This window comes from Sphingomonas sp. IC-56, assembly GCF_021043375.1.
In the GTDB taxonomy this organism is placed as follows: Bacteria; Pseudomonadota; Alphaproteobacteria; order Sphingomonadales; family Sphingomonadaceae; genus Sphingomonas.
The window spans coordinates 25145-51048 of the sequence record NZ_JAJNDV010000007.1 but is presented as its reverse complement, the minus strand read 5'-3'; the positions used below and the strand labels follow the sequence as shown (position 1 = coordinate 51048).

The 25904-nt window shown below is 65.6% G+C and carries 22 protein-coding genes; 12 read left to right on the top strand and 10 right to left on the bottom strand.

Annotated elements, in window-relative coordinates:
* Positions 1-16: 16 nt before the first annotated feature.
* The 4 genes from ligA to LQ953_RS10905 all read left to right on the top strand — a co-directional run bounded on the left by ligA (position 17) and on the right by LQ953_RS10905 (position 6935).
* The gene (ligA, locus tag LQ953_RS10920) at positions 17-2149 is read left to right on the top strand and encodes an NAD-dependent DNA ligase LigA (RefSeq protein WP_231030934.1); all 2133 of its coding nucleotides are present in this window, start codon (positions 17-19) and stop codon (positions 2147-2149) included.
* Between the two features lie 161 nt (positions 2150-2310).
* Positions 2311-4884, top strand: a complete 2574-nt coding sequence (locus LQ953_RS10915; protein ID WP_231030933.1) for a TonB-dependent receptor — start codon at positions 2311-2313, stop codon at positions 4882-4884.
* Between the two features lie 138 nt (positions 4885-5022).
* On the top strand, positions 5023-6132 hold the full coding sequence (locus LQ953_RS10910) for a sensor histidine kinase (RefSeq protein WP_231031054.1): 1110 nt from the start codon (positions 5023-5025) through the stop codon (positions 6130-6132).
* Complete coding sequence (locus tag LQ953_RS10905) at positions 6129-6935, top strand: LytR/AlgR family response regulator transcription factor (protein WP_231030932.1); 807 nt, start codon at positions 6129-6131, stop codon at positions 6933-6935. The genes LQ953_RS10910 and LQ953_RS10905 overlap by 4 nt, the downstream gene beginning before the upstream one ends.
* A 51-nt stretch (positions 6936-6986) precedes the next feature.
* Here LQ953_RS10905 and LQ953_RS10900 read toward each other — a convergent pair whose 3' ends face one another.
* The 3 genes from LQ953_RS10900 to LQ953_RS10890 all read right to left on the bottom strand — a co-directional run bounded on the left by LQ953_RS10900 (position 6987) and on the right by LQ953_RS10890 (position 9390).
* A complete protein-coding gene (locus tag LQ953_RS10900; protein ID WP_231030931.1) occupies positions 6987-7271 on the bottom strand; it encodes a DUF3297 family protein in 285 nt (94 codons plus the stop codon).
* Positions 7272-7287: 16 nt separating this feature from the next.
* Positions 7288-8934 (bottom strand): FAD-dependent oxidoreductase, encoded by a 1647-nt coding sequence (locus tag LQ953_RS10895; protein WP_231030930.1) that lies wholly within the window; start codon positions 8932-8934, stop codon positions 7288-7290.
* A gap of 90 nt (positions 8935-9024) precedes the next feature.
* Complete coding sequence (locus tag LQ953_RS10890) at positions 9025-9390, bottom strand: hypothetical protein (protein ID WP_231030929.1); 366 nt, start codon at positions 9388-9390, stop codon at positions 9025-9027.
* A gap of 137 nt (positions 9391-9527) precedes the next feature.
* On the opposite strand from LQ953_RS10890, the gene LQ953_RS10885 reads away from it, so the two are divergent.
* Positions 9528-9929 carry an EVE domain-containing protein gene (locus tag LQ953_RS10885; protein WP_231030928.1) on the top strand — a complete coding sequence of 134 codons (402 nt, stop codon included), beginning with the start codon at positions 9528-9530 and terminating at the stop codon, positions 9927-9929.
* 45 nt (positions 9930-9974) lie between these two features.
* Here the strand turns inward: LQ953_RS10885 and LQ953_RS10880 are convergent, their stop codons facing one another.
* From LQ953_RS10880 to typA, 3 genes are all read right to left on the bottom strand, one after another.
* Positions 9975-10232 (bottom strand): hypothetical protein, encoded by a 258-nt coding sequence (locus LQ953_RS10880; protein ID WP_231030927.1) that lies wholly within the window; start codon positions 10230-10232, stop codon positions 9975-9977.
* Positions 10233-10366: 134 nt separating this feature from the next.
* A complete protein-coding gene (locus LQ953_RS10875) occupies positions 10367-11797 on the bottom strand; it encodes a hypothetical protein (RefSeq protein ID WP_231030926.1) in 1431 nt (476 codons plus the stop codon).
* A 131-nt stretch (positions 11798-11928) separates the two neighbouring features.
* Positions 11929-13773 (bottom strand): translational GTPase TypA, encoded by a 1845-nt coding sequence (gene typA, locus LQ953_RS10870; RefSeq protein WP_231030925.1) that lies wholly within the window; start codon positions 13771-13773, stop codon positions 11929-11931.
* A 130-nt stretch (positions 13774-13903) separates the two neighbouring features.
* On the opposite strand from typA, the gene LQ953_RS10865 reads away from it, so the two are divergent.
* The 3 genes from LQ953_RS10865 (at position 13904) to LQ953_RS10855 (ending at position 16502) form a co-directional block, all read left to right on the top strand.
* Positions 13904-14473 (top strand): NADPH-dependent FMN reductase, encoded by a 570-nt coding sequence (locus LQ953_RS10865; protein WP_231030924.1) that lies wholly within the window; start codon positions 13904-13906, stop codon positions 14471-14473.
* Between the two features lie 97 nt (positions 14474-14570).
* The gene (locus LQ953_RS10860; protein WP_231030923.1) at positions 14571-15779 is read left to right on the top strand and encodes a toxic anion resistance protein; all 1209 of its coding nucleotides are present in this window, start codon (positions 14571-14573) and stop codon (positions 15777-15779) included.
* A 6-nt stretch (positions 15780-15785) separates the two neighbouring features.
* Positions 15786-16502, top strand: a complete 717-nt coding sequence (locus tag LQ953_RS10855) for a hypothetical protein (RefSeq protein WP_231030922.1) — start codon at positions 15786-15788, stop codon at positions 16500-16502.
* A gap of 147 nt (positions 16503-16649) precedes the next feature.
* Here LQ953_RS10855 and LQ953_RS10850 read toward each other — a convergent pair whose 3' ends face one another.
* From LQ953_RS10850 to ubiA, 3 genes are read right to left on the bottom strand one after another with little or no spacing between them, the layout of a single operon-like run.
* Positions 16650-17432: a 3'(2'),5'-bisphosphate nucleotidase CysQ gene (locus LQ953_RS10850; RefSeq protein ID WP_231030921.1), complete on the bottom strand. Its 783-nt coding sequence runs from the start codon at positions 17430-17432 to the stop codon at positions 16650-16652.
* Positions 17425-18771, bottom strand: a complete 1347-nt coding sequence (locus LQ953_RS10845; RefSeq protein ID WP_231030920.1) for a TldD/PmbA family protein — start codon at positions 18769-18771, stop codon at positions 17425-17427. The genes LQ953_RS10850 and LQ953_RS10845 overlap by 8 nt, the downstream gene beginning before the upstream one ends.
* Before the next feature lie 31 nt (positions 18772-18802).
* A complete protein-coding gene (ubiA, locus tag LQ953_RS10840; RefSeq protein ID WP_231030919.1) occupies positions 18803-19726 on the bottom strand; it encodes a 4-hydroxybenzoate octaprenyltransferase in 924 nt (307 codons plus the stop codon).
* An 81-nt stretch (positions 19727-19807) separates the two neighbouring features.
* Between ubiA and LQ953_RS10835 the strand changes: the two genes are divergently transcribed.
* Positions 19808-20566 (top strand): 16S rRNA (uracil(1498)-N(3))-methyltransferase, encoded by a 759-nt coding sequence (locus tag LQ953_RS10835; protein ID WP_231030918.1) that lies wholly within the window; start codon positions 19808-19810, stop codon positions 20564-20566.
* A 39-nt stretch (positions 20567-20605) separates the two neighbouring features.
* The gene (locus LQ953_RS10830; RefSeq protein ID WP_231030917.1) at positions 20606-21982 is read left to right on the top strand and encodes a glutamate--cysteine ligase; all 1377 of its coding nucleotides are present in this window, start codon (positions 20606-20608) and stop codon (positions 21980-21982) included.
* On the opposite strand, the gene LQ953_RS10825 is transcribed toward LQ953_RS10830, so the two are convergent.
* Positions 21979-23259, bottom strand: a complete 1281-nt coding sequence (locus tag LQ953_RS10825; RefSeq protein ID WP_231030916.1) for a methyltransferase family protein — start codon at positions 23257-23259, stop codon at positions 21979-21981. The two genes, LQ953_RS10830 and LQ953_RS10825, sit on opposite strands and share 4 nt — an antisense overlap.
* Positions 23260-23382: 123 nt before the next feature.
* Here LQ953_RS10825 and LQ953_RS10820 point away from each other — a divergent pair, with 123 nt between their 5' ends.
* Both LQ953_RS10820 and ppa read left to right on the top strand, forming a co-directional pair.
* Entirely contained in the window at positions 23383-25272 is a 1890-nt protein-coding gene (locus LQ953_RS10820) for a M61 family metallopeptidase (protein WP_231030915.1), read from the top strand.
* Positions 25273-25305: 33 nt separating this feature from the next.
* Positions 25306-25890: an inorganic diphosphatase gene (ppa, locus tag LQ953_RS10815; protein ID WP_231030914.1), complete on the top strand. Its 585-nt coding sequence runs from the start codon at positions 25306-25308 to the stop codon at positions 25888-25890.
* The last annotated feature ends 14 nt before the right edge of the window (positions 25891-25904 follow it).

Genomic DNA, 25904 nt, shown 5'->3' with positions numbered 1-25904 from the left:
CCCCTAACCGGTCGGCATGACCGCCGAGCTGCCCCGCACGCCCGAAGACGCCGCCGCCGAACTCGAGCGGCTGGCCGCCGAGATCGCCCGCCATAACCGGCTGTATCACACCGAGGACGCGCCTGAGATCAGCGACGCGGACTATGACGCGCTGATGCGGCGCAATGTCGCGATTGAGGCGGCGTTTCCCGAATTGGTGCGCAGCGATTCGCCGTCGCGCCAGGTGGGCGCGGCGCCCTCTGGCCACCTGGCTAAGGTTGCGCATGCGCGGCAGATGTTCAGCCTGGATAACGCCTTCTCGCGCGAGGATGTTGCGGATTTCCTCGGCCGGGTGCGGCGGTTCCTGAATCTCGGTGACGATGAGGCGGTGGCCCTTACCGCCGAACCCAAGATCGACGGGCTGTCCTGTTCGCTGCGCTATGAGGGCGGGAAACTCGTGCAGGCGCTGACCCGCGGCGACGGGCGGGTCGGCGAGGATGTGACGGCGAACGCGCGCACCATCGCCGACATTCCCCAGACGCTGAGCGGCGCGCCCGAGATCTTCGAAGTGCGCGGCGAAGTGTATATGGCGAAGGACGACTTCGCGGCGCTCAATGCCCGGCTGCTCGCCGAGGCAGAGGCAGCGGGCAAGGAAGCGCGCCAGTTCGCCAACCCGCGCAATGCCGCCGCAGGCTCGCTGCGCCAGAAGGATGCGGCAGTCACCGCCACGCGCCCGCTGCGCTTCCTCGCCTGGGGCTGGGGCGAGACCAGCGGACTGCCCGTCGAGACGCAGGCAGCGGTAATCGCCGCCATCCGCGCGATGGGCTTCCCCGTATCCGATCTGTTCGCCGGGCCGCTCGACCTAGACGCGGCGCTGGCGCAGTACCGCGCGATCGAAGCGGTACGCGCCGACCTGCCCTTCGACATCGACGGCGTGGTGTACAAGGTCGACCGCCTCGATTGGCAGGGTCGGCTGGGCTATGTCGGGCGGGCGCCGCGCTGGGGCATCGCCCATAAGTTTCCCGCCGAGCGCGCGCAGACCACCCTGCAGCGGATCGACATCCAGGTTGGGCGGACCGGCAAGCTGACGCCGGTCGCGCGGCTGGAGCCAGTGACGGTGGGCGGCGTGGTGGTGACCAACGCCACGCTGCACAATGCCGATGAGATCGAACGGCTGGGGGTGCGGCCGGGCGACCGGGTGGTGCTCCAGCGCGCAGGCGACGTGATCCCGCAAATCGTCGAGAACCTCACACGCGAGGAGCCGCGCGAGGCCTGGATCTTTCCGACGCACTGCCCCGACTGCCAGTCCGAAGCGGTGCGCGAGGAAGGCGAAGTCGATATCCGCTGCACCGGCGGACTAATCTGCCCGGCGCAACGGCTGGAGCGGCTGCGCCACTTCGTCAGCCGCGGCGCGCTAGACATCGAGGGCCTTGGCGAGAAGACGCTGGTCGAGTTCCTGGGGCTGGGGTGGATTACGGAACCGGCCGACATCTTCCGCCTGAAGGACCACCGCGACGACCTGCTCGGGCGCGAGGGGTGGAAGGAGAAGTCGGTCGACAACCTGCTCGCAGCGATCGAGGCCAAGCGGGCGCCCGACGCGGTGCGCCTCTTGTTCGGGCTGGGCATCCGCCACATCGGCGTGGTCACTGCGCGCGACCTGTTGAAGCGCTACCGGACGCTGGAAGAACTGCAAGAGCTGGGCGACGCACTGATCGCGCTACGCGCCGAGTGCGCGGCGGTGCTCGGCGAGACGCCGCAGAAGCACCAGGCGCGGCTCGACAAGGCGATGGCCGAGCATATCGGTGTCGAAAATGTGGGTGCGGCGGTGGGGCATGCGCTGGCCGACTTCTTCCATGAACCACACAACCGCGCCTTGTGGAGCGACCTGCTGGCCGAGGTGTCGCCGCCCGACTTCGTGGTGGAGACTCGCGCGTCGCAGGTCAGCGGCAAGACGTTGGTCTTCACCGGCAAGCTGGAAACGCTGAGCCGCGACGAGGCCAAGGCGCAGGCCGAATCGCTGGGCGCGCGAGTCGCCACATCGATATCGGCCAAGACGGATATGCTGATCGCCGGCGCGGACGCGGGCTCCAAGCTGAAGAAGGCGGCGGACTTGGGAATTCAAGTGCTTACCGAGGCGGAATGGCAGACGATTGCCGCCTCGGCTGAGTGACTTTTTTGCAACGCAGCAAAGTGAAACCAGCGCGCAACGCTCAGGTTTCATAACGGTTCCGTTGACTGTCATAGAGTCGACATAAATCATTCGCATGGGCCGCCGGACGGTGAAGCCCACCGCGTGACCGTGCTGACCGAGCACACCGAAAAGGGATATAAATGCGCACCAAGCTGTATGCTGGCGTGGCAGTTGCCGCGCTGATGACTCCGGTGAGCGCGTATGCGCAGTCGACCGGTACGATCGAAGCGGAAGGTCAGGCCGAAGAAGTCGTTGTCACCGGCCAGGCTGGCCCGCGCGAGATCGGCGGCGTCCAGATCCCGGATCAGCCCAAGGCCCGCGCCGTGCTGACCCAGGAGTTCATCGAGCGCCAGGTGCCCGGCCAGTCGATCCTGGAGACGATCAACTTCGTCCCCGGCGTCAACTTCACCAACAACGATCCCTATGGCACCTCGGGCGGCAACCTGCGCATCCGCGGCTTCAGCGGCGACCGCGTCTCGGTGACGTTCGACGGTATCCCGCTCAACGACTCGGGCAACTATTCGGTCTATTCGAACCAGATGCTCGACCCCGAGCTGATCGAGCAGGCGAACGTGAACTTCGGCGCGACCGACGTCGACTCGCCGACGGCCAGCGCCTCGGGCGGCACCGTGAACTATCGTTCGCTGATGCCCACCGACGAGATGGGCGCGATCGCGGTCTACACGCACGGCACGTTCGACTTTAATCGTGTGTTCGGCATGATCAACACCGGCGAACTGACCAAGTTCGGCACCAAGGCCTGGATCGCCGCCAGCAACGAAACCTATGACCAGTTCCGCGGCTTCGGCAAGCTGAGCAAGCAGCAGTTCAACGCCAAGGTCTATCAGCCGATCGGCGGCAATGGCGACTTCATCGCCCTGTCGGGTCACTACAACCGCAACCGCAACAGCCAGTACAGCAACCCGACCAGCGCGAACATCCGGACGCTCCTCGGCGCCACCGTGGTTCCGAACGCCACGGGCGCGGGTGCACCGACGCCGGAGAATCCGTACAAGCTGGACCTGTCGCGCGAGCAGTATGACGCCGTGTTCGACAACCGCGACTCGTCGGTCACGGGTCCGTACGACCAGTTCTGCTCGCCGCCTTCGGCCAACGTAGCGTTCGGCAACAACACCGCGCAGAACGACGCGGCATCGTGCGCCAATTCCTCGCTGACCGCGATGAATCCGTCGGACACGGGCGTGATGCGCCTCAACTCGCGCTTCGAGCTGACCGACAGCCTGCTGTTCACCTTCGACGGCGGCTACAGCTTCACCCGCGCCAATGGCGGCGGCTCGACGATCTTCAACGAGAGCGGGACCACGGTATCGGGTGACAACACCAACCAGGGCGGCCGCCTGACCGGTGGCGTCGACATCAACGGCGATGGCGACATCCGTGACCGCGTTCGCGTCTACTATCCGTCGAACACCCGCACCCAGCGCTTCGTCGCGATTGCCGGCATGCGCTATCAGATCGACCCGAACAACCTGGTTCGCGTCGCCTATACCTGGGACCGTGCACGCCACCGCCAGACCGGTGAAGCCAGCCTGCTGAATTCAATCGGTCGTCCGTATGACGTATTCGGCTTCGACGGCGACACCGAGCGCCCGGTTCTCGACCGCGCAGGCAATGTGCTGAACAAGCGTGATCGCCTGTCCTATGCGATCCTGCATCAGGTTTCGGGTGAATATCGCGGCAAGTTCTTCGACAACCGCCTGAACCTGAACCTGGGCGTGCGCGCACCGTTCTTCCGCCGCAATCTCAGCAACTTCTGCTACACGATCGCGGGCCAGTCGAGCGACGCCTACTGCACCTCCGAAACCCTGGCACAGGTTGGCGCGAACGCTACCCGCGGCCAGTATGGTGCGCCGTACCAGAACCGCGTCGAGACCTATAGCGCGGTGCTGCCGAACGTTGGCTTCACCTTCGACCTGGTTGATCGCGTGAGCCTGTTCGCTAGCTACGCCAAGGGCTTCTCGGCGCCCAAGACCGACAATCTCTACTCGTACGGCGCAACCCGCGTTTCGAATGGCGTGTACATCCAGCCGTCCTTCGATCTGCAGCCGGAAAAGACCGACTCGTTCGACCTGGGTCTGCGCTACAACTCGCGCGTCTTCACGGCGCAGGCTGGTGCTTGGTACATCTACTACAAGAACCGCATCATCAGCTCGCAGGTGCAGGAAGAAGGCTCGACCAACTTCATCAACGTCGACCGCAACGTCGGCGCGGTGAAGAGCTATGGCTTTGACGGTCTCGTCAGCGTCCGTCCGATCCCGCAGCTGTCGCTCTATGCCTTCGGTTCGTACATCAAGACCGAGCTGCAGGATGACCTGCTCGACCTGCGCAGCAACACGGTGATCCCGCTGCGCGGCAAGGAAGTCGTCGAGACGCCGCAGTGGACCTATGGCGGCCGCGCACAGCTGGACCTGGAACCCTTCCAGTTCGGCATCGAAGCCAAGCACACCGGCGACCGTTGGGTCACCGACGTGAACGACTTCGAAGTGGCTGGCTACACGCTCGTGAACGCGGACATCCGCTTCGGCCTGTCCAACGTCGGCCTGGAGCGCACCTTCCTGCAGTTCAACGCGACCAACCTGCTCAAGGAGCGGTTTTTCGGCAGCCTGACCACCAATCAGGGCTTCTCGAACAACCCGCGCCTGAACCTGGGTTCGCCGCGGACCTTCACGGGCTCGATCCACTTCGAGTTCTGATCCAGCTTCCTGGCTGAACGAAAAGCCGCCGCTCCAGCAATGGGGCGGCGGTTTTCGTTTGGCGGGCTCTTTGCCCACTATGGCACCCGGTGTTAGAGGGCGCGGGTGGCCAAGGCAGTGGAACCCGCGCGGCAATTGATGCCCGATACGATCAGCAGGCCCGGCCTGCTCTCGCGCCCCTTTTTCGAGGACAAGGCGCGCGCCTTCTGGATGCTCCAGGCGGCGGGCTGGAGCGGCTATCTGCTGCTGCGCACGGTTTCCTCGATTTCGAACACGCTGTCGGTCGAAAACATCCTGCTGCCGATCATCGAATCGATCGTCGGCTATTGCCTCACCCTGCTGCTTTCCACGCTCTATGGCAGCTATCGCCGAATGCCACGGATCACCGGCATCCTGCTGACGCTCGGCACCCTGGCGCTCGCCACGGTGATCTATGCCGTGCTCGACGCGTTTACTTATTCGCTGATCAAGCTGGCTGATCCGGGAATCAGCATCAGCCTGGTACTGGCCACGCTGTTCCTGAACTTCACCGTGCTCGCCGGCTGGTCGGCGCTGTATTTCGGGATCAACTTCTACCTGATCGTCGAGCAGCAGATCGACCAGATGCAGGCGCTGGAGCTGCAGGCGTCGAGCGCGCAGCTGGCGATGCTGCGCTATCAGCTCAACCCGCACTTCCTGTTCAACACGCTCAATTCGATCTCCACGTTGGTGCTTCTGAAGCAGACCGAGCGCGCGAACGTGATGCTGAGCCGCCTGTCCTCGTTCCTGCGCTACACGCTGGCCAACGAGCCCACTGCGCATGTTACTCTGGCGCAGGAAGTGGAGACGCTGAAGCTGTACCTCGAGATCGAGAAGATGCGCTTCGACGAGCGGATGCGACCGCATTTCGACATCGATGCGCGCGTCGCCAAGGCCCGGCTGCCTTCGCTGCTGCTCCAGCCGCTGGTCGAAAACGCGATCAAATATGCCGTCACGCCGCAGGAAGAAGGCGCCGATATCACCATCACGGCTCGGCTCACCGGAGAACGGGTGCAGATCGCCGTGTCGGACACCGGCCCAGGATTGATCGAAGCGAAGCCAAGGCCGACGCTTTCAACTGGCGTGGGGCTCGCCAATATTCGGGAACGGCTGGTTCAGGCTTACGGGCCTGACCATCGCTTCGATGCGCGTACGAATCCTGGGGAAGGGTTCAGCGTTGAGATCGAAATACCGTTCCAGCTTGAGGAACCGAACCGAGAGGCCGCATGACCATCCGTACCATCCTCGTCGACGACGAATCCCTGGCGATCCAGGGGCTCGAGCTGCGGCTCCAGGAACATGAGGATGTCGAGATTATCGACAAATGCTCGAACGGCCGCGAAGCCATTCGATCGATCAAGACCCATAAGCCCGATCTCGTCTTTCTCGACATCCAGATGCCGGGCTTTGACGGCTTTTCCGTCGTGCAAGGACTGATGGAAGTCGAGCCGCCGCTGTTCGTCTTTGTGACCGCCTATAGCGATCACGCCATTCGCGCGTTCGAGGCGCAGGCGATGGATTACCTGATGAAACCGGTGGAGCCTTCGCGGCTTGCCGACACGCTCGACCGGGTGCGCCAGCGCCTGGCGGAAAAGCGCGGTGTCGAGGAAGTCGACCGGCTGAAGGAAGTGCTGGCCGAAGTGGCGCCTGACGCGGTGGACGATATGGGTGCTGCTGACGGCAACACCGAAATGGCGTCCAACCGCTTCGAGAAGCTCATCAACATCAAGGATCGCGGCCAGATCTTCCGCGTCGATGTCGACACGATTGAGCGCATCGACGCGGCCGGCGATTACATGTGCATCTATACCGGCGACAACACGCTGATCCTGCGTGAGACGATGAAGGACCTGGAGAAGCGGCTCGATCCGCGCCGGTTCCAGCGCGTTCACCGCTCGACCATCGTCAACCTGGACCTGGTCAAGCAGGTCAAGCCGCACACCAATGGCGAATGCTTCCTGGTGCTCGATTCAGGCGCGCAGGTGAAGGTCAGCCGCTCGTATCGCGACGTGGTGGCGCGCTTCGTTCACTGACAATTGGATGCTGTCGCCCCGGCCAGGTGCCGGGGTGACAGTTCAACGGGCTCAGCCCTCGGCTTCGTCCTGCGCCGCGTCCTGCGACTCACCTTCTGCCGGCCGCTCGAACCATGCTTCGACCGGACCGACCAGCTTGATCGTCAGCGGCTGACCCTTGCGGTCGACCTTCTTGCCCAGGCCGACGCGGATCCAGCCTTCGGAAATGCTGTATTCCTCGACGTCGTGGCGCTGCTGGCCCTTGAAGCGGATGCCGATGCCGCGCTCCAGCACCTGCTGGTTGAAGTGCGGGCTCTGCGGATTGACCGACAGGCGGTCGGGAGGGGTGTCGCTCATGGCCTCGCCTTTGCCGTCATTGGCGCAGGCTTTCAAGGTAACGGTGCAGCGCCGATACCACCACCGATCCCTCACCGACCCCCGACGCGACGCGCTTCACCGATCCGGCGCGCACATCGCCCACCGCGAAGATGCCGGGATGGGTCGAGCAGAACAGCGTGTGCCCCTCGCTGGTGCGCACGAATCCTGCGGGATCCAGGTCGATGCAGCCGTTGAGCCATTCCGTGTTGGGTTCGGCGCCGATCATCACGAACAGTGCACCGACCTCCTGGCGCTGGGGTGCGCCACTCTGCCGGTTCGTCCAGCGCAGCGCACGCAGATGGCCCTCCCCCTCCAGCTCGGTCACTTCGGTATAGGGGTGGAGCGTGATGCGATCCGATGCTTCGATGCGGTCGATCAGGTAGCTCGACATGGTCGCGGCGAGCCCGGGCCCGCGCACCAGGATATGAACGTGCCCGGCCGTCTGAGAAAGGTAGATCGCCGCCTGCCCCGCCGAGTTGCCGCCGCCAACCACCACCACCGGCTGCGACGCGCACAGACCGGCCTCCATCGCAGTTGCGGCATAATAGATGCCGTTGCCTTCCAGCTCGGCATAGCGCGGCAGATCGAGCTTGCGGTACCGCGCACCGGTCGCGACCACCACCGAACGCGCCTGGATGCTGGCGCCGTCGTCGAGCTGCAGACGAAAGGGGTGGGTCTCACAGTCGATCCCGGCCACCGACCGCGACACCAGCAGCCGAGCGCCGAACTTCTGCGCCTGGACCTGGGCGCGCCCGGCCAGCGCCTGGCCCGAGATGCCGGTGGGGAAGCCGAGATAGTTCTCGATCTTGGAGCTTGTTCCCGCCTGCCCGCCCGGCGCCACTGATTCGATCACGATCGTGTCGAGCCCCTCCGACGCGGCATAGACCGCCGCGGCCAATCCCGCGGGCCCGGCGCCAACCACCGCCACGTCATGGACATGCCCGGGATCGATCGCGCTGGTCAGGCCGAGCGCGTCGGCCAGCTGCGCATTGGAGGGACGGCGCAGCACCTGTCCGTCCGCCACCACCACCGGCAGGTCGGCATGGCGCAGCGCGAAGCATTCCAGGAACCCGGCGGCGTCAGCGTCCTGTTCGGTATCGATGCGGCGATGCGGGAGCGCATTGCGCGAGAGAAAGGTCTCCAGCCGAGCGGTATCGGCCATGTGTCCGGGGCCGACCAGCGCGACGCCGGCCTCGCCATGGAGCAGCATGCCGACGCGGCGCAGGATGAACGCGCGCATCACGATCTCGCCAATGTCGGGCTCGGCCGTGATCAGCCGGCGAAAGTCGGCACGCCCAACGCGTATCACCCGCGTGCCCGGCAGCGCCCGCGCGCTCACCAGGATGGTGCGGTCGTTGAACAGATCGAGCTCGCCCGTGAACTGCCCGGCCGCGTGACGATGGACGACGTGTTCGGCACCTTGCACGTCATGGTCAAGTATTTCGATGCCACCTGCCAGGCACAGGAAGAAGTCGACGCTGCGGTCCCCCCGGCGAAAGAGGAACGCCCCTTCCGCCACTGCTTCCTCGGCTCCAAAGCCGGCGATGCGCTCGGTCATCTCCGCCGACAGGGCCGGAAAGGTCTGCGCCTCGCGGGCATAGGGATCGGCCGCGTCTACGGGGTCAGGCGAATCGCTGTGCATGCCCTCCAGTGTAGCTGCACATCCGCGCAAACGAAGAGGGCGGCGCGAGCCTTTGCCCGCGCCGCCCCGCCATGTCGTCCGCTCGCCGCCTCAGCGGCAGTAGCGCACCCGCACCGGGTGCCCGAGATAGGGATCGTACATCCGGCGCACGCCGCACCGCTCCCAGCCGCGATAGCGCCGATAATGATCGCGGTAATAATAGCCGTCGACCGGATAATAGCCGCGGGTGCGGTAGAAGCGCCGGTCATAATCGTAGCGCCGGTCATAGCCGCGGTCGCTGGCCAGCGCCGCGCCGATCGCCAGCCCGGCGATGCCGGCGACGAGCGCGGCCCCGCCATTGTCACGGTCGCGATGATAATGGCGATAGCGCTGCGCCTCGGCGACCGGCGCCATGCCGGTCAAGACCGTCGCGCCGAGAACGCCGCCAAGCACCGCCTTCTTCACAAGATTGGTCATGAACGCCTCCTCTTGATGCACGCGCGGGACTCGCGGAGCGACGGAGCCTGCGCCGATAGCAGGGGCAATAACGCGTTGCGGCTGAACCCGTTCGAAATCGGTTGTTCACCCTCGGTTTAGCCGGTTATCGAGCGCGCATGGCGTATTGGCTCCTCCGCTCCGAACCCGATGTCTATGGCTGGGACCACCTGATCCAAGACGGTGCGACCGAATGGAATGGGGTGCGCAACTACACCGCGCGCAATTTCCTTAAGGAGATGCAGCCCGGCGACCAGGCGATCTTCTACCATTCGAATATCCAGAAGGCCGCGGTGGGCATCATGGAGATCACCCGCGCCTGGCAGCCCGATGGCGAAGACGGCAAATGGGCGAGCGTGGAAGTGAAGCCGGTGCGCAAACTGGCAAAGCCGGTGCCCCTGCCCGACATCAAGGCCGAGCCGCGCCTCGCCAACCTGGAGATGATCCGCCAGTCGCGGCTGAGCGTCACGCCGGTGCGGCCGGAGGAATGGGCGGTGCTGCTGGAGATGTCGGAAGGCTGATCGCGCTCTAGGCCAGCCCCCGTCGCGTGATCGTTGCGAGCAGATCTAAAGGCCAAGCCGATCAAGCGCGGAGGTCAGTTCTTCGTTCGTGGTTTCCGCCTCTTTGGGGAGCAGGCGGTTTAATGCCGTTTGCACGCGCTTCTGCGCGACCTGCAGGGTCTTGTGCCGCACCTCACGCGTGGCATTAGTCCGCCAGGATGGGCTTTCGCCGAGCAAGGCCGCCCATTTGGCCTCCTCCGCAGCCAGGATCGCCAGCGCCAGCCGCAAGCCATCGCGTTGGCCGCTCGCATAGTCTTCAGACATCAGGCACCCTCAATCGTGGCTTTGCTCACCCATAGCGGGATGGACGGCACTTCCCAAAGGGCAGACAGCAATGCCCATGATTGGCGCGGCTGGTTGCGAATTGCCCTGCGGCTCAGCGATAGCGCGATCCTGATCTATGCTGCCATACGCACCGCGATCATCACGTCGCTGCGGACCGCGCCTGTCGCGACGTGCAGCGTGCCGCCTGCGCTGGTACAAGGCGGAAGCTCGCGGGTCTCGCCCGTGCGCGTGTCATAGGCCAGGGCGGAATACACGCCGTCCTGTAGGCCGGGAATGCGCAAGGTGGCGGGTGCAGCGCCGACATGCTCGATCACCATACCCTGCTTGGACAATTGGTCGGTCCGCACCAGCCATGCGATCGCCTGCGCATCGTCGCCACAACCGACTACGGCGACGCCAGGATCGTCGCAGGTCATCTCATCCGACAGATTGCGGCGCTTGAACCGGGTCCAGTCGACCACGGGAAGGAACTCGGCCAAGCGGCGCTGCGCCGCGCGCATACCGGCGGTGAGTATATGCGGATGCCGATTGGGCCACCGCATGCCACCGCCCGCCCCGCCGCTCGCAAGGTGCGCCCATTGTATGTGCCGAAAATATTCGTCGTCGAACGGCTCCGGCAGCGTCCGCTTCTTGTCCTTGAAGCTGTGGATCGGTCCATGTTCGGAATCGAACACCGGGCGGGCGGTACCCGCTTCGATGACGGCCGTTCGCATCAGGCGCGCCACCGCCAGCGCCGGGGCTACGGTGTCGCGCGGCGCGTCGATGGTGCCGTGTTCGTATAAGTGCGTGTTGGCGAAATCGAGCGCGGGGTGGCGGAAGATCGTCTCGACCAGCTTGGGGTGCTTGATCAATTCGGGACCGAACACGGAAACGGTTTGGAGGTTGGCGTAGCCGCGCCGCTCGATCTCATGCGCACGCAGCCAAGGGCCGACATCGTCGAGGTAACGGGCCGCCGTGGCAGGATCGTCGCCACCATGCGCGGGGTGGATCTCGTTCCACAGGTCCCAGGCGAACAGTGCCGGGCTGCCACCCCATCGGTCGCTTGCAAAGGCCAGGCGGTTCTTGATCGCGTCGCGCGTTTCGGGGCAGGTCAGCCAGGTCCCGCGGCTCGCGCACGGGCCGCCATTCGCCCGATTATACGGATGGTGCCGCCACCGGATCCACATGAAGAACGTGTCATAGGGCGTCAGCAGGACGTGCAGACCGATCTTTTCCAGAAGCGCGAACAGGTCGTCCCAGAAGCGTATCATGTTCGGGGCGAACTGGCCTGCCGGACGCTCGAGATAGCGATGCTCGCCGTGCGCATATTCGAGCATCAGCCGGATACAGGTGACGCCGTGGTCCCGTAGCGACACCAGGTGCCGTTCCACCGCTGCGGGATCGCGGCGCCGGAACAGCGGGCTGAGTTCCGGCCAGGTGATCGCGTCATTGTGGCCGATCGGCGCCCAGGGCGCGCCGTCGCCAGTGACGAAATACGGACTTCCGGACTGGGTATGGATCCGAGCGCGGGAGGATGCGGGCTGGTCTGCTGGGGAAAGGAACACGCAAGCGCGCTTAGCCGCGCTTCCAGCCCCTGACCACTAACCACATCAAGCGGCACCTTCGCGCGCGAGCCAAACAAAAGGCGCCGGAGTTTCCCCCGGCGCCTTTCGCATTCTCAAGTCAGACGCAACCCTCAGGCGGCGCTCTTCGCCCGGCTGGCGCGTTTGCGCTCGTTGGGGTCGAGGAAGCGCTTGCGCAGGCGGATCTTGGTCGGGGTGACTTCGACCATCTCGTCGTCGTCGATGTATGCAATGGCCTGTTCCAGCGTCATCTTCTTCGGCGGGGTCAGGCGGACGGCGTCGTCCTTGCCGCCCGAAGCGCGGAAGTTGGTCAGCTGCTTCGCCTTCATCGGGTTGACCTCAAGGTCTTCCGTCTTGGCGTTCTCGCCGATGATCATGCCTTCGTACAGCGCTTCGCCATGGCCGACGAACAGGATGCCGCGCTCTTCGAGCGGACCCAGTGCGTAGGACTGCGCTTCGCCATTGCCGTTCGAGATCAGCACGCCGTTCTTGCGGCCTTCGATGTTGCCCTTGTGCGGGCCATACTTCTCGAACAGCCGGTTCATGATGCCGGTGCCGCGGGTGTCCGACAGGAACTCGCCATGATAGCCGATCATGCCGCGCGACGGCGCGGAGAAGGTGATGCGGGTCTTGCCGCCGCCTGAGGGACGCATGTCGGTCATCTCGGCCTTGCGCAGGTTCATCTTCTCGACGACCGTGCCCGAATATTCCTCGTCCACGTCGATGATGACGGTTTCGTACGGCTCGGTCTTCTTGCCGTCCTCATCCTCGCCGAACAGCACGCGCGGGCGGCTGATGCCCAGCTCGAAGCCTTCGCGGCGCATCGTCTCGATCAGCACGCCCAGCTGAAGCTCGCCGCGACCGGCAACTTCGAAGCTGTCGCGGTCCGACGCCTCGGTCACCTTCACGGCGACGTTGGATTCGGCTTCGCGGAACAGGCGGTCGCGGATCATGCGCGACGTCACCTTGGTGCCTTCACGGCCCGCCATTGGCGAATCGTTCACGGCAAAGCGCATCGACAGCGTGGGGGGATCGATCGGCTGCGCGTGCAGCGGCTCGCTGACCGACGTGTCGCAAATCGTGTTCGACACGGTGGCCACGGCCAGACCGGCGAGCGAGATGATGTCGCCTGCCTTGGCCTCGTCCACCGGCACGCGATCCAGGCCGCGGAACGACAGGATCTTGGACGCGCGGCCGGTTTCGATGATCTTGCCATCATTATCCAGCGCGTGAATCGGCTGGTTCAGCTTCACCGTGCCCGAATTGACGCGGCCGGTGAGGATACGGCCCAGGAAGTTGTCGCGGTCGAGCAGCGTCACCAGGAAGGTGAAGGGCACGTCCTCGACTTCGACCTTGGGCGCCGGCACGTGGCTGACGATGGTCTCGAACATCGGGATCAGCGTGCCTTCGCGCGCGTCCATGTCGGTCGAGGCATAGCCGTTGCGGCCCGAGGCGTAGAGCACCGGGAAGTCGAGCTGCTCGTCATTGGCGTCCAGCGACACGAACAGGTCAAACACTTCGTCCAGAACTTCCTGGATGCGTGCGTCGGCACGGTCGACCTTGTTGACGACCACGATCGGCTTGAGGCCGAGCGCCAGCGCCTTGCCGGTCACGAACTTCGTCTGCGGCATCGCGCCTTCCGACGAATCGACCAGCAGGACGACGCCGTCGACCATCGACAGGATGCGCTCCACCTCGCCACCGAAGTCGGCGTGGCCGGGGGTGTCGACGATGTTGATGCGGATGCTCTCGCTCGCGCCCGGCGGAGTCCAGTCGACCGAAGTCGGCTTGGCGAGAATGGTGATCCCGCGCTCCTTTTCGAGGTCGTTCGAGTCCATCGCCCGCTCTTCGACGCGCTGGTTGTCGCGGAAGGTACCGGACTGGCGGAAAAGCTGGTCGACGAGCGTGGTCTTGCCGTGATCGACGTGGGCGATGATCGCCACGTTGCGGAGATTCATGTCTGTTTCCTGAGAAGAGTTCGCGCGCCCCTACAGGAAATTGTGCATCGCGGGAAGCCCGGTCTAGTATGTGTTCTGCTTCGCGCGGGCGTCAGCACTTCGCGAAACCCGTTCTCGAATAGGACAGGCCATGGCCGAACCGCTCAACATCCTCGTGATCCTCGGCTCGGTGCGGGAGGGCCGGATGGCCGAACCCGTCGGCCGCTGGGTGTTGGAGGAGGCCGCCGCGCGCCCCGAACTCGCCTGCGAGATGGTGGACCTCAAGGAATGGGCGCTGCCCTTCTATCCCTATGCCGACGCGCCGGCGAAGGGGAACTACCAGGATCCGCTGCAACAGCGCTGGGCCGACAAGATAGCGAGCGCAGATGGCTATGTGCTGATAGCTCCCGAGTACAACCACGGGCCGCCCGCGGTGCTCAAGAATGCACTCGATTTCGTTTATGCCGAATGGCACCGCAAACCGGTGAGCTTTGTCGGCTATGGCGGCAATGGCGGTGCGCGGTCGATAGAGCAGCTGACCGCCATCGCCCGCGAGCTGCGCATGGCACCGCTTGAGGCTTCGGTGCACATCATGGGCGTGTGGGGGAAGGTGAAGGATGGTGCCTTCACCGGCGACGAGCGCGACGTGAAGTGGCTGGATCACCTGTTCGACGAGATCGGCTGGTGGGGCCGGACGCTGAGGGCCGGACGGGCGGGCTGACGCCCTCTTGCGCCGCCAAGGTGTAATGACAACATCATACACTTGGATCGCTGCGGCAATGTTCGTATGACGGGCGCCACAGCGTTGGAGGGAATGCATGGCGAGTGAAACTGCGGTGGCGGAACAGGGTCTGGTACTCACCCCGCCGGACCCCGTGCCGACCGTGGCGCCCGAAAAGGCCGCTGGCCTGGTACCGGTCGACGAGGGCAAGAAGAGCGAGCTGGAAAAGCGCGTCGACGGCTTCATCGATGATCTGGTCGCGCAGGACGTGAACTCGCCCGAATTCGGCAAGCGCGTCGATGCGATCGCGGCAATGGGCCAGAAGGAAATCCGTGAAGCCGCGGGCCAGTCTAACCGCTTCCTCGACCGTCCGGTCAAGGCAATGGACGCCGAGGGCGGCGTCGGCACCGACCTGATCGCGCTTCGCCGTCAGGTCGAGGACCTCGATCCCAGCAAGAACGGCAAGCTGATCGGCGGCAAGGGCGGCTTCCTGGACCGCATTTTCGGGTCGGGCGGCTTCAAGAAGTATTTCCACAAATACCAGTCGTCGCAGGGCCACATCAACGCGATCCTCAAGAGCCTGGCCAATGGCAAGGACGAGCTGTTGATGGACAATGCCGCCATCGACACCGAGCGGGCCAATCTGTGGAACGCGATGGGCCGGTTGGAGCAGATGATCTACCTGTCCAAGGCGATGGACAGCCGGCTGGAAGACAAGGCCAATGAGCTGGACCACACCGATCCCGCCAAGGCCAAGGCGATCCGCGAGACTGCACTCTTCTATGTCCGCCAGCGCACCCAGGACCTGCTGACCCAGATGGCCGTCACGGTGCAGGGCTATCTGGCGCTCGACCTCGTCAAAAAGAACAATGTCGAGCTGGTAAAGGGTGTCGACCGCGCGTCGACCACCACCGTGTCGGCACTGCGCACGGCAGTGACGGTGGCGCAGGCGCTGACCAACCAGAAGCTGGTGCTCGACCAGATCACCGCGCTGAACTCGACCACGGCCGGTCTGATCGACTCCACCAGCAAGCTGCTCAAGAGCCAGTCCGCCGCCATTCACGAGCAGGCGGCGAGCGCGACTATTCCGGTCGAAACGCTGCAGCGTGCGTTCCAGAACATCTATGACACGATGGACGCGATCGACACCTTCAAGCTGAAGGCGCTCGACAGCATGAAGACCACCGTCAACACGCTGTCCAACGAAGTCGAGAAGTCGAAGGGCTATATCGCGCGGGCCGAAGGAGCGTCGCAGAACCAGCTTGCCGGGCCTTCCGCCGACACGTTCAAGCTGGAGGCGATGTAAGCGGCCATGCCGACCGACGTCGATCGCCAGCTGGCCCAGGCCGACGCGCTGCTGGAGCGCACGCGCGAGCGCTATAGCTCGGTTTCCAAGCGCTCCCGCCAGCGGCGCGAGGCGGAGATACTGCGCCGGGTGGCGAGGATCGCGGCGGCGGACGGGCTGATCATCGCCGTCGCGCTGGTGCTTGGCTTCATCCTGCCCGGCGGGATCGGCATGTTCGGCGCGCTGTTGATGATGGCGCTGCTGATCGCGGCCACGGTGACGCTGGCGATCTTCCCGCAATCGGCGCCCCCGCGCGTCGAGCAACTGGCGCAGGTGCCGCTGAAAGCACTGCCGGTCACCACCGATCGCTGGCTGGAGGCACAGCGGCCTGCCCTGCCGTCACCGGTGCGCGGGCTGGTGGACTCGATCGGCGTGAAGCTCGAGATGCTGGCGCCGCAGCTTGCTGCGTTGGACGAGCATGCCCCGGCAGCCGGCGAAGTACGCAAGCTGGTGGGCGAGCAATTGCCCGAACTAATCAAGGGTTATCAGCGCGTGCCCGAGCCGCTGCGCCGGGTGGAGCGCAACGGGCTGACGCCCGACCAGCAGCTGGCGCAGGGACTCCAAGTGATCGACGAGGAGATTGCGGAGATGTCGGCCCACCTGGCGCAGGGGGATCTCGACCAGCTGGCGACACGCGGCCGCTACCTTCAGATCAAGTATCGCGACGACGGGCTGGCGAGCTAGCCGCTCAGTTAACTCAGACGAGTCTGTTCCCCGGCGAAGGCCGGGGTCCAGTTGCGAAGGTTTGTCGGCGGCGCTGAGCGCTGCTGCTACGGCATTGCAGCTGGGCCCCGGCCTTCGCCGGGGAACAAGTTCGTTGCAGATAGAGACCTACCGCCGCGATCCCACTGCCGCTTCCGCGCGGCTCGCCAGGCGCTCCACCGCCGCGGCATGGATGCCCTGGCTAGAGGCAAGGGTGCCGAACGCCTGCGCCGAGGGCGTGTTGAAGGCCAGCGGCCGACCAAAAGCGTCGGTCACGTTGGCACCCGCCTCGCGCGCCAGCAGCACGGACGCAGCGATGTCCCATTCATTGCCCCAGCGCAGCGTCGCCAGCAGGTCAGCCTGGCCTGCCGCAACCATTGCCATGCGCAGCGCGATCGAATTGGGCTTGGCCACGGGCGTCAGGTCGCGGTCCGCCTTGGGGAGATGGTCGGCAGGCACGCGCGCGCCGGGTAGTGCACTGCGGTCCGATGCTTGCAGCCGCTCGCCGTTGCGAAAGGCACCCTGCCCCGCCGCGGCGGTCCAGACCTCGTCGCGCGCCGGCGCATCGAGCACGCCGATCACCGGCTGGCCATGCTCGATCAGCGCCACCGACACGCACCAGCCCGAGCGGCCGCGCAGATAATCGCGGGTGCCATCGATCGGATCGACCACCCAGATCCGCGCCGCGCTCAGCCGGTCGGCATTGTCGATGGTTTCCTCCGATAGCCAGCCGGCGTCGGGCAGCAGCCGGCCCAGCCGGTTCCGCAACATGCCATCGACTTCCAGATCGACGGCGCACACCGGGTTGCCGGGCGACTTCTCCCAACGGCGGAAGTCTGTCTGCCACAGCTTCATGGCGAGCGCGCCGGCCTCGGCGGCGATCGCCGCAACCTCGGCGGCGAGTTCAGGCACCGGCAACCGTCATCCCGTCGATGCGCAGTGTCGGCGCGTTGATGCCGAAACGGAACTCGAGGTCGTTGGCGGGAGTCAGCGCCAAGAACATGTCCTTGAGATTGCCCGCGATGGTGATCTCCGACACCGGCTGGGTAATCTCGCCATTCTCGATCAGGAAGCCCGCGGCGCCGCGGCTATAGTCGCCGGTGACGCCGTTGACGCCCTGCCCGATCAACTCGGTGACCAGGATGCCGCGGCTGATCTCGCCCACCAGCGTCTCGGGCGGGATATGCCCGGCCTCCATGTACAGGTTCGACGGCGCGACGCCCGGTGCGCCGCCCACCCCGCGCGAGGCGTGGCCGGTGGGCTCCATGTTCAGCTGTCGCGCCGAGGCGCTGTCGAGCAGCCAGGTTTCCAGCATGCCGGCATCGACCAGCTTCATCGGTAGCACGGGCAGGCCTTCGCCATCGAAGGGCCGCGAACGCAGCCCGCGCGGGCGGTGCGGATCATCGCTGATCGTCACGCCCTTCGCGAACACCTGCGTGCCGAGCCGGTCGAGCAGGAAGCTGGTCTTGCGCGTGATTGCCGCACCGGCGATTGCGCCTAGGAAGTGGCCGACCAGCCCGGAGGACACCCGGCGATCGAACACCACTGGCATCGCGCCGCTCTGCACCTTAGCCGGATTGATCCGCGCCACCGCGCGCTCGCCCGCGCGGCGGCCCACCAGTTCGGGCGCTTCGAGCATCGACGCATAGCGCGCGGAGTGCGACGCATGGTCGCGCTCCATCGCACCGGCAGGCCCGGCCAGGACGCTGGCCGAGAGGCCGTGGCTCGACTGGCCATAGGCGCCGGTGAACCCGTGGCTTGTCGCGAGCGCCATGATCGAGCGGCTGGCCCCCGCGCCCGCGCCTTCGCTGTTGGTCACCCCGGCGACTGCACGCGCAGCATCCTCCGCGGCGAGCGCGCGCTGTTTGAGCGACGGCGGATCCACCTCCGCGCCGTCGTCCAGATCGAGATGGGGCGGCGCCCCGTGCATCAGCCGCGACTCGGGTGCGAGGCCCGCCCACTGGTCCTCCGGCGCCTCACGCGCCATCGCGATAGCGCGCTCCACCAGCGCATCGAGCGAAGCCGAACTGAGGTCCGACGTGGACACACTCGCCGAGCGGCGGCCGACGAACACGCGCAGGCCGAGTTCCTCGCTCTCCGAGCGCTCGACATCCTCCAGCGCGCCCATGCGCACCGACACGGACAGCGACCGATCGGCGGCGAACACGGCGTCGGATGCGTCGGCACCCGCGGTGCGCGCACGCGCCACGATGTCGTGGACGCGCTCGCAGGCTTGTTCCTTGGTCAGCATCGCCGCGACTTAGGTACGCGGAGCCCCAAGGTCAAAGAGTCTGGCCGACGACGAAGCAGGCCGCGAACATCAGCAGGCCGGCGTCGCGGTTCGACCGGAAGCGGCGCAGCGCGTTCGCACCATCGGCGGGAATCAACGTCGCGACCTGCCACGCCAGATGCAATGCCATCGGCAGCAGCGCCAGCAAGGCGAGCGGATCGGGACGCAACTGCCAGAAGCTCATGCCCCAGCAGCCAAGCGCCACGGCATAGAATGCAGTCACGCCCGGTCGCACCCGGCTGCCCAGACGCCGGGCGGAAGAACGGACGCCGACCAGCGCGTCGTCCTCCACATCCTGCAGCGCGTAGATGGTGTCATAGCCGATCACCCAGGCGATGCAGCCGGCATAGAGCAGAAGGCCGGGCAGCCATCCGGCTTCGGGCGCCTCGGCCCAGCCCACCAAAGCCGCCCAGGAAAAAACCAGCCCAAGCCAGGCCTGCGGCCACCAGGTGATGCGTTTCATGAAGGGATAGGCGGCGACCAGAGCAATGCTGGCAACCGCGACGATCATGCCCGTGACGCTGAGCTGGACCAGCACGATCAGACCGATCGCGCAGAGCAGGAGCAACCAGATCCACGCGGCCTTGAGCCCGACTACGCCGCTGGCGAGTGGGCGGCTGGCGGTGCGCGCGACCTGGCGGTCGAGATCGCGGTCGACAATGTCGTTGTACACGCAGCCGGCGCCGCGCATGGCGATGCTGCCCAGCAGGAACCACGCGATCAGGTCCCAGCGCGCCAGTGCATTGCCCGACAAGGCGATCGCCCACGCGCCGGGCCAGAACAGCAGCCACCAGCCGATCGGGCGGTCGAAACGCGCCAGCAAGGCATAGGGACGCGCACCCGCGGGCAGCAGGCGCACCAGGCCGCGATGCTCGGTGTCGGGAACGATCGGATCGAGGCTGGGGCGCACGGACATGCGCTTCCCATATCAGCGCGGCGTCTGCGCTCAAGCAAAGCCGCCATTGCCGCAACTCGAGCGCGCTTCTAGAGCATGGCCATGCCCGCCACTCCTGCCTGGCCCCCACAGTCGACGCCGCGCCTGTTCCTCGACCAGGAGCTCGCGCCCGGCATGCTGCGGATCGACGGGCCGCCAGCGCATTATCTGGTCTCGGTGATGCGGATGAAGGCGGGCGATCCAGTCAAGCTCTTCGACGATCGTACCGGCGAATGGCTGGCGCTTGCCCGAGACACGGGCAAGCGCGACCTGACCGTGGAAATCACCGAGCGCCTGCGCGAGCGCGAAGCGGTGCCCGACCTGTGGCTGTGCGCCGCGCCGATCAAGAAGGGGCGGATCGACTGGGTTGCCGAAAAGGCATGCGAGCTGGGCGCGGCGCGGCTGGCTCCCGTTCTGACGCGGCGTACGGTGGTCGACCGGCTGAATCTGGAACGCCTGCGCAGCCACATGATCGAGGCCGCGGAGCAATGCGGACGCACCGCGGTGCCCGAGCTGATCGAGCCGGTGAAGCTGCCCGCGCTGCTGCGCGACTGGCCGGTGGATCGCACCTTGTTCTTCGCGGATGAAACCGGCGGGGAGCCAGCGGCACATGCCATGCGTTCGCGCCGTGGACCGGCCGCAATCCTGGTCGGTCCCGAAGGCGGTTTCGACGAGGATGAGCGCGCGGCGATCCGGGCGCTTCCCCAGTCGGTCGGCATCGGTTTGGGCCCGCGCATCCTGCGGGCAGAGACCGCGGCGGCGGCGGCGATGGCGCTCTGGATGGGGGTCGCCGGCGATTGGGGACCGAACGGTACAGATTGACACTGGCGCGGCCAATCGCCCGCCGCTAAGGGGCCGCGCATGAGCACGAAGACCGGTTCGAACAGCAACGCAGCGGTCATCGAGCACCGTTCCCAACTGGTCGAGTATTTCGCCCGCGGCGAGAAGCCCGCCGAACGCTGGCGCATCGGCACCGAGCACGAGAAGTTCGTGTATTGGAAGACGCCGGACCACCGTGCCCCCAGCTACGAAGAGCCCGGCGGCATTCACGCGCTGCTGATCGGCCTCACCCAATTTGGCTGGAAGCCGATCTACGAGGGCGACAACGTAATCGCGCTCTCGGGTCCCGACGGGGCGATCAGCCTCGAGCCTGCGGGTCAGTTCGAACTCTCGGGCGCGCCGCTGGAGAATCTGCACGACACCTGCGCCGAGACCGGGCGCCACCTGAAGCAGGTGAAGGAAGTCGGCGACAAGCTGGGCATCGGTTTTCTGGGCCTGGGCATGTGGCACGACAAGACGCGCGCCGAGCTGCCGATCATGCCCAAGGGACGCTACAAGATCATGCTAAACCATATGCCGCGCGTCGGCAGCATGGGGCTCGACATGATGCTGCGCACCTGCACGATCCAGGTGAACCTGGATTATGCGTCCGAGGCCGACATGGCCAAGAAGTTCCGCGTCGGTCTGGCGCTCCAACCGCTCGCCACTGCGCTATTCGCCAATTCGCCGTTCACCGAAGGCAAACCTAACGGCTTCCTTTCGTACCGCAGCCATATCTGGTCGGACACCGATCCCGCGCGCACCGGCATGCTGCCCTTCGTGTTCGAGGATGGCTTCGGGTATGAGCGCTATGTCGACTACGCACTCGATGTGCCGATGTACTTCGTCTACCGCGATGGTCAGTATATCGACGCGGCCGGGCAGAGCTTCCGCGACTTCCTGAGGGGCGAACTGCCAGCTTACCCTGGGCGAAAGCCGACCATGGAGGATTGGGCGGACCATCTTTCCACCGCCTTCCCTGAAGTGCGCCTGAAGACCTTCCTGGAGATGCGTGGCGCTGATGGCGGGCGCTGGGGCCGCATCTGCGCGTTGCCGGCGCTATGGGTCGGCCTGCTCTACGATCAAGGCGCGCTCGACGCCGCCTGGGATCTGGTCAAGGACTGGTCGATGGAAGGGCGCGAGGCGCTGCGAAGCGCAGTGCCAAAGCTCGGACTGGATGCGCCGCTGCCCGGGGGCGGGACGTTGAAGGATGTCGCCGGCGAAGTGCTCGACATCGCCGGCGCGGGATTGAACGCACGGGCGCGAATGAACGCGTCGGGCGACAATGAAAGCGGCTTCCTCGACCCGCTGCGCGAGATCGTGCGGACTGGCAAGGTGCCGGCGCAGGTGCTGCTCGATCGCTTCAACGGCGACTGGCAGGGCGACATCAGCCGCGTGTACGAAGAGGCGAAGTTCTAGGTCAGACGGGCGAACGCGCGCGGGACCCAGCCTTTTCGCGCGATCCAGGTGTCATAGGCCTGGTAGGCCGGATCGGCGCCCAGATGGCGCTCCTCGGTGCGCGCGCGCCAATAATAGACGCCGCTGACCGCCGCCATCACCGCAGCGTTGCGGACCGCGTCGGTCCAGCCGGTGGTGGCGAGGAACGGCATGACCGACAGCCACCAGAACAGGTTCTTCGACAGATAGGCCGGATGGCGGCTCCAGGCATAAGGCCCATGGGTCAGGATGCCGCGATGCGTCAGGTTAGAGAAGCGCAGCCCGAAGGCGACGGTTGCCCAGGCATAGATCGCCGTGAGGCCGACCAGCATCGCACCCAGCAGCGTTAACGCCAAGCCGTGCCCGCCCAGCCAATATGTCCAGTCTGCGCTGCCAGGGTGGTAATCGAGCACCCCGCCCTCTCCCATCAGCACAAAGGGCGGATAGCAGATCAACGCCGCGGCCCAGCCGGCGGCATGCGGGTTGGCGCTGCGGATGTGTGAATCGAGCGGGCGGAAGGTGCAGATATAGCCCGCGGTAGCGAACGCCACGTCGATGACGAACATCAACGTCACGCAATAGCCGGTGATCGCGACCGGATTGCTGAGCAGCGCGCGCGGATCGGCCGCGACGACCTGCGCAAAGCCGGTGGGCAGCACGCCGAGCATGAAGGCGAGGAAGAAGCCCTTCACCGCCCAGCTGCGCAGATGATTGTGGATCGCCGCCACGTCATGGCCGGGTACGCCCATCAGCCACGCGCCGAGCGACCAAGCACCATCCTTGGGCTCTGCCAACCGCCGATCGATCCAGAGGACATAAGGGACGGACAGCACGAACAGCACCGGCGCCGCTACGCCCAGACACCACAAGGCGAACGGATAGTTGGCGTAGCGCGTGTCCCACCAGACGCGGAACAGCACGAAGATCGCCGCCATCCCGCCCCAGGTGAGCCACAGCCCCGTCAGCTTGGCGATGGAGATATCCCAGGTCTCGCGCCACGGGCGAACCTGCGCCCAGTTGATGCCGGTACTCGGATTGCGGTGCACCTTGTCGACCAGCACCGACCACAGCACCATCGGCAGCGCGCACGCGGCGACATTCACCAGCGCAGCGTAGGGCCCGGTCATGCCATAGCGATGCGCCACCAGCATCCACGCGCCCAATCCGGCGAGCCCCGCCAGCCCGACGGCGCCGCTCACTGCCGAGGGCGGACGCGCATCGGCTTTCGCCGCGGCGGCCAAAGCGGGGTCATGATACATGGCGGCAACATCTAGCCCGCAATGGTTAGGGAGCGATGAAGCACGCGCCCGCGCCTCTTTACCGCAGCCAAATCAAGCGCCTATGTCAGGCGCTCTTCCAGACCATAGGGGGTCGCTTTCCTGATGCACCGCGCCTTGTCCTTCGCCGCTTTGCTGCTCGCCACTACCGTGCCCGCCACCGCGCAGAACTCCGCGCCGCAGCCGGTGCCGTTCGTGGACACCATCCCGCAGGCGCGTGACGTCGATTATCCCGGCACGATGACGCTCGACATCGACGCGACCAACACGCAGCAAGGCATCTTCCAGGTCAAGCAGACGATCCCGGTCGCCAAGAGCGGGCACATGGCGCTGCTGTTCCCTAAATGGCTCCCCGGCAAGCACGGCCCCCGCGGTGAGATCGAGAAGCTGGCAGGCCTCCAGATCTCCGCCAATGGCAAGCGCATCCCCTGGACGCGCGACACGGTGGACGTGTTCGCCTTCCATGTCGACGTGCCGGCGGGCGCAAAGAAGCTCGACCTGGAATTCCAGTTCATCTCCGCGACCAAGCCCGAACAGGGCCGCATCGTGATGACGCCTAACCTGATGAGCCTCCAATTCAACTCGATGAGCCTGTATCCGGCCGGCTATTTCGTGCGCCGCATCCCGGTGCAGGCGCGGGTCAAGTATCCCGAGGGCTGGTCCGCGGCCTCGGGGCTGCCGTCCAAGGCGGTGGGCTCGACCTACACCTATGAAAAGACCAGCTACGATACGCTGGTGGACTCGCCGGTCCTCGCCGGACGCTACTACCGCGCCTTCCCGCTGTCCGATCGGGTGACGCTGGACGTCTTCGCCGACACGCCCGAGGAACTGGAAGCCAAGCCCGAGCAGATCGAGGCGCACAAGCGGCTGGTGCAGCAGGCCGTGAAGACCATGGGCACCCAGCAGTACGACAAGTACCGCTTCCTGCTGTCGATCAGCGAAGAGCTGGGCGGCATCGGCCTGGAGCATCACCGCAGCTCTGAGAATGGCGTGCAGCCGGGCTACTTCACCAAGTGGGAGGAAGGCCCGGGTTCGCGCAACCTGCTGCCCCACGAATACACCCATAGCTGGGACGGCAAGTTCCGCCGCGGCGCAGAACTCTGGGCGCCCGATTACCGCACGCCGACCCGCGGCCAGTCGCTGTGGGTCTATGAAGGCCAGACCCAGTTCTGGGGCTATGTCTTCCAGGCGCGCTCGGGCCTGGTCAGCAAGGAAGACACGCTGGAGGCCTATGCCTCCATCCTCGCCAGCCTGGACAACCGGCCGGCGCGCGAATGGCGGCCGCTGATCGACACCACCAACGATCCCGTCATCACCGCCCGCGCGCCTAAGGGTTGGGTCGGCTGGCAGCGGTCGGAGGATTATTACAACGAAGGCCTGCTGGTCTGGATGGAAGTCGACTCCATCCTGCGCGAGCGTTCGGGCGGCACCAAATCGACCGACGATTTTGCCCGTCGTTTCTTCGGCCTGCGCGACGGCGACTATGGCGAAGTGACCTACACCTTCGACGATGTCGTGAACACGCTGAACGCCATCCAGCCCTATGACTGGCGCACGCTGCTCAACGAGCGGCTGCACGGGGTGTCGAAGCGCGCACCTGCCGGCGGGTTCGAGCGCAACGGCTACAAGCTGGTCTACACCGATCAGCCCAACAAGATCGCCCGCGGCCCGACGACTGATCTGGCCTATTCGCTCGGGCTGACGCTTGGCAAAAGCGGGATCACCAGCGTTGCCTGGGATAGCCCGGCGTTCAACGCAGGGATCGACCTTGGCGACGAGATCGTCGCGGTGAACGGCCGCGGCTACACCTCCGAGCGGCTGGTCGCCGCAGTGAAGGAGGCCAAGACCGGCAAGGACCCGATCAAGCTGATGCTCAAGAGCGGCGATCGCTACCGCGAAGTCGCCATCGACTATCATGGGGGGCTGCGCTATCCGCACCTCGTGAAGACGGCCTCGGGCGAGGCTGGCCTCGACAAGCTGCTCCAGCCGCGCTGACGCCGGCTGGAGTTCCAAACGACAGGGTTTTGAATGCGCATCGACTTGATTCCCGTCGGCGACAATCCGCCGCACACGCTCAACGTGATCATCGAAGTGCCGGTCGGCGGCGAGCCGGTGAAGTATGAGTTCGACAAGGCGTCGGGCGCGCTGTTCGTCGACCGCATCCTGCATACGCCGATGCGCTACCCGGCGAACTATGGCTTCGTGCCACACACGCTGTCGCCCGATGGCGACCCGCTTGACGCGCTGGTGATCGCGCGCTCGCCGTTCGTGCCCGGCTCGGTCGTGCGTGCGCGTCCGATCGCCGTGCTGAACCTCGAGGATGAAGCCGGCGGCGATGAGAAGCTGGTCTGCGTCCCCGACGACAAGACCTTCCCCTACTACAGCGACATCGACGAAAAGGACGACCTGCCCTCCATCGTCATGGAGCAGATCGAGCACTTCTTCACCCACTACAAGGACCTGGAGAAGAAGAAGTGGGTGCGCGTCGGCACCTGGGGCGGCGCAGAGGACGCGCGCAAGATCACGCTGGAAGCGATCGAGCGCTACAACCAGGACAAGGAAGCCGCCGAAGCATCGGTGGACGCCACCGGCGTCGAAACGCCGCAGGGCTGATCCTTCCCTTGAGC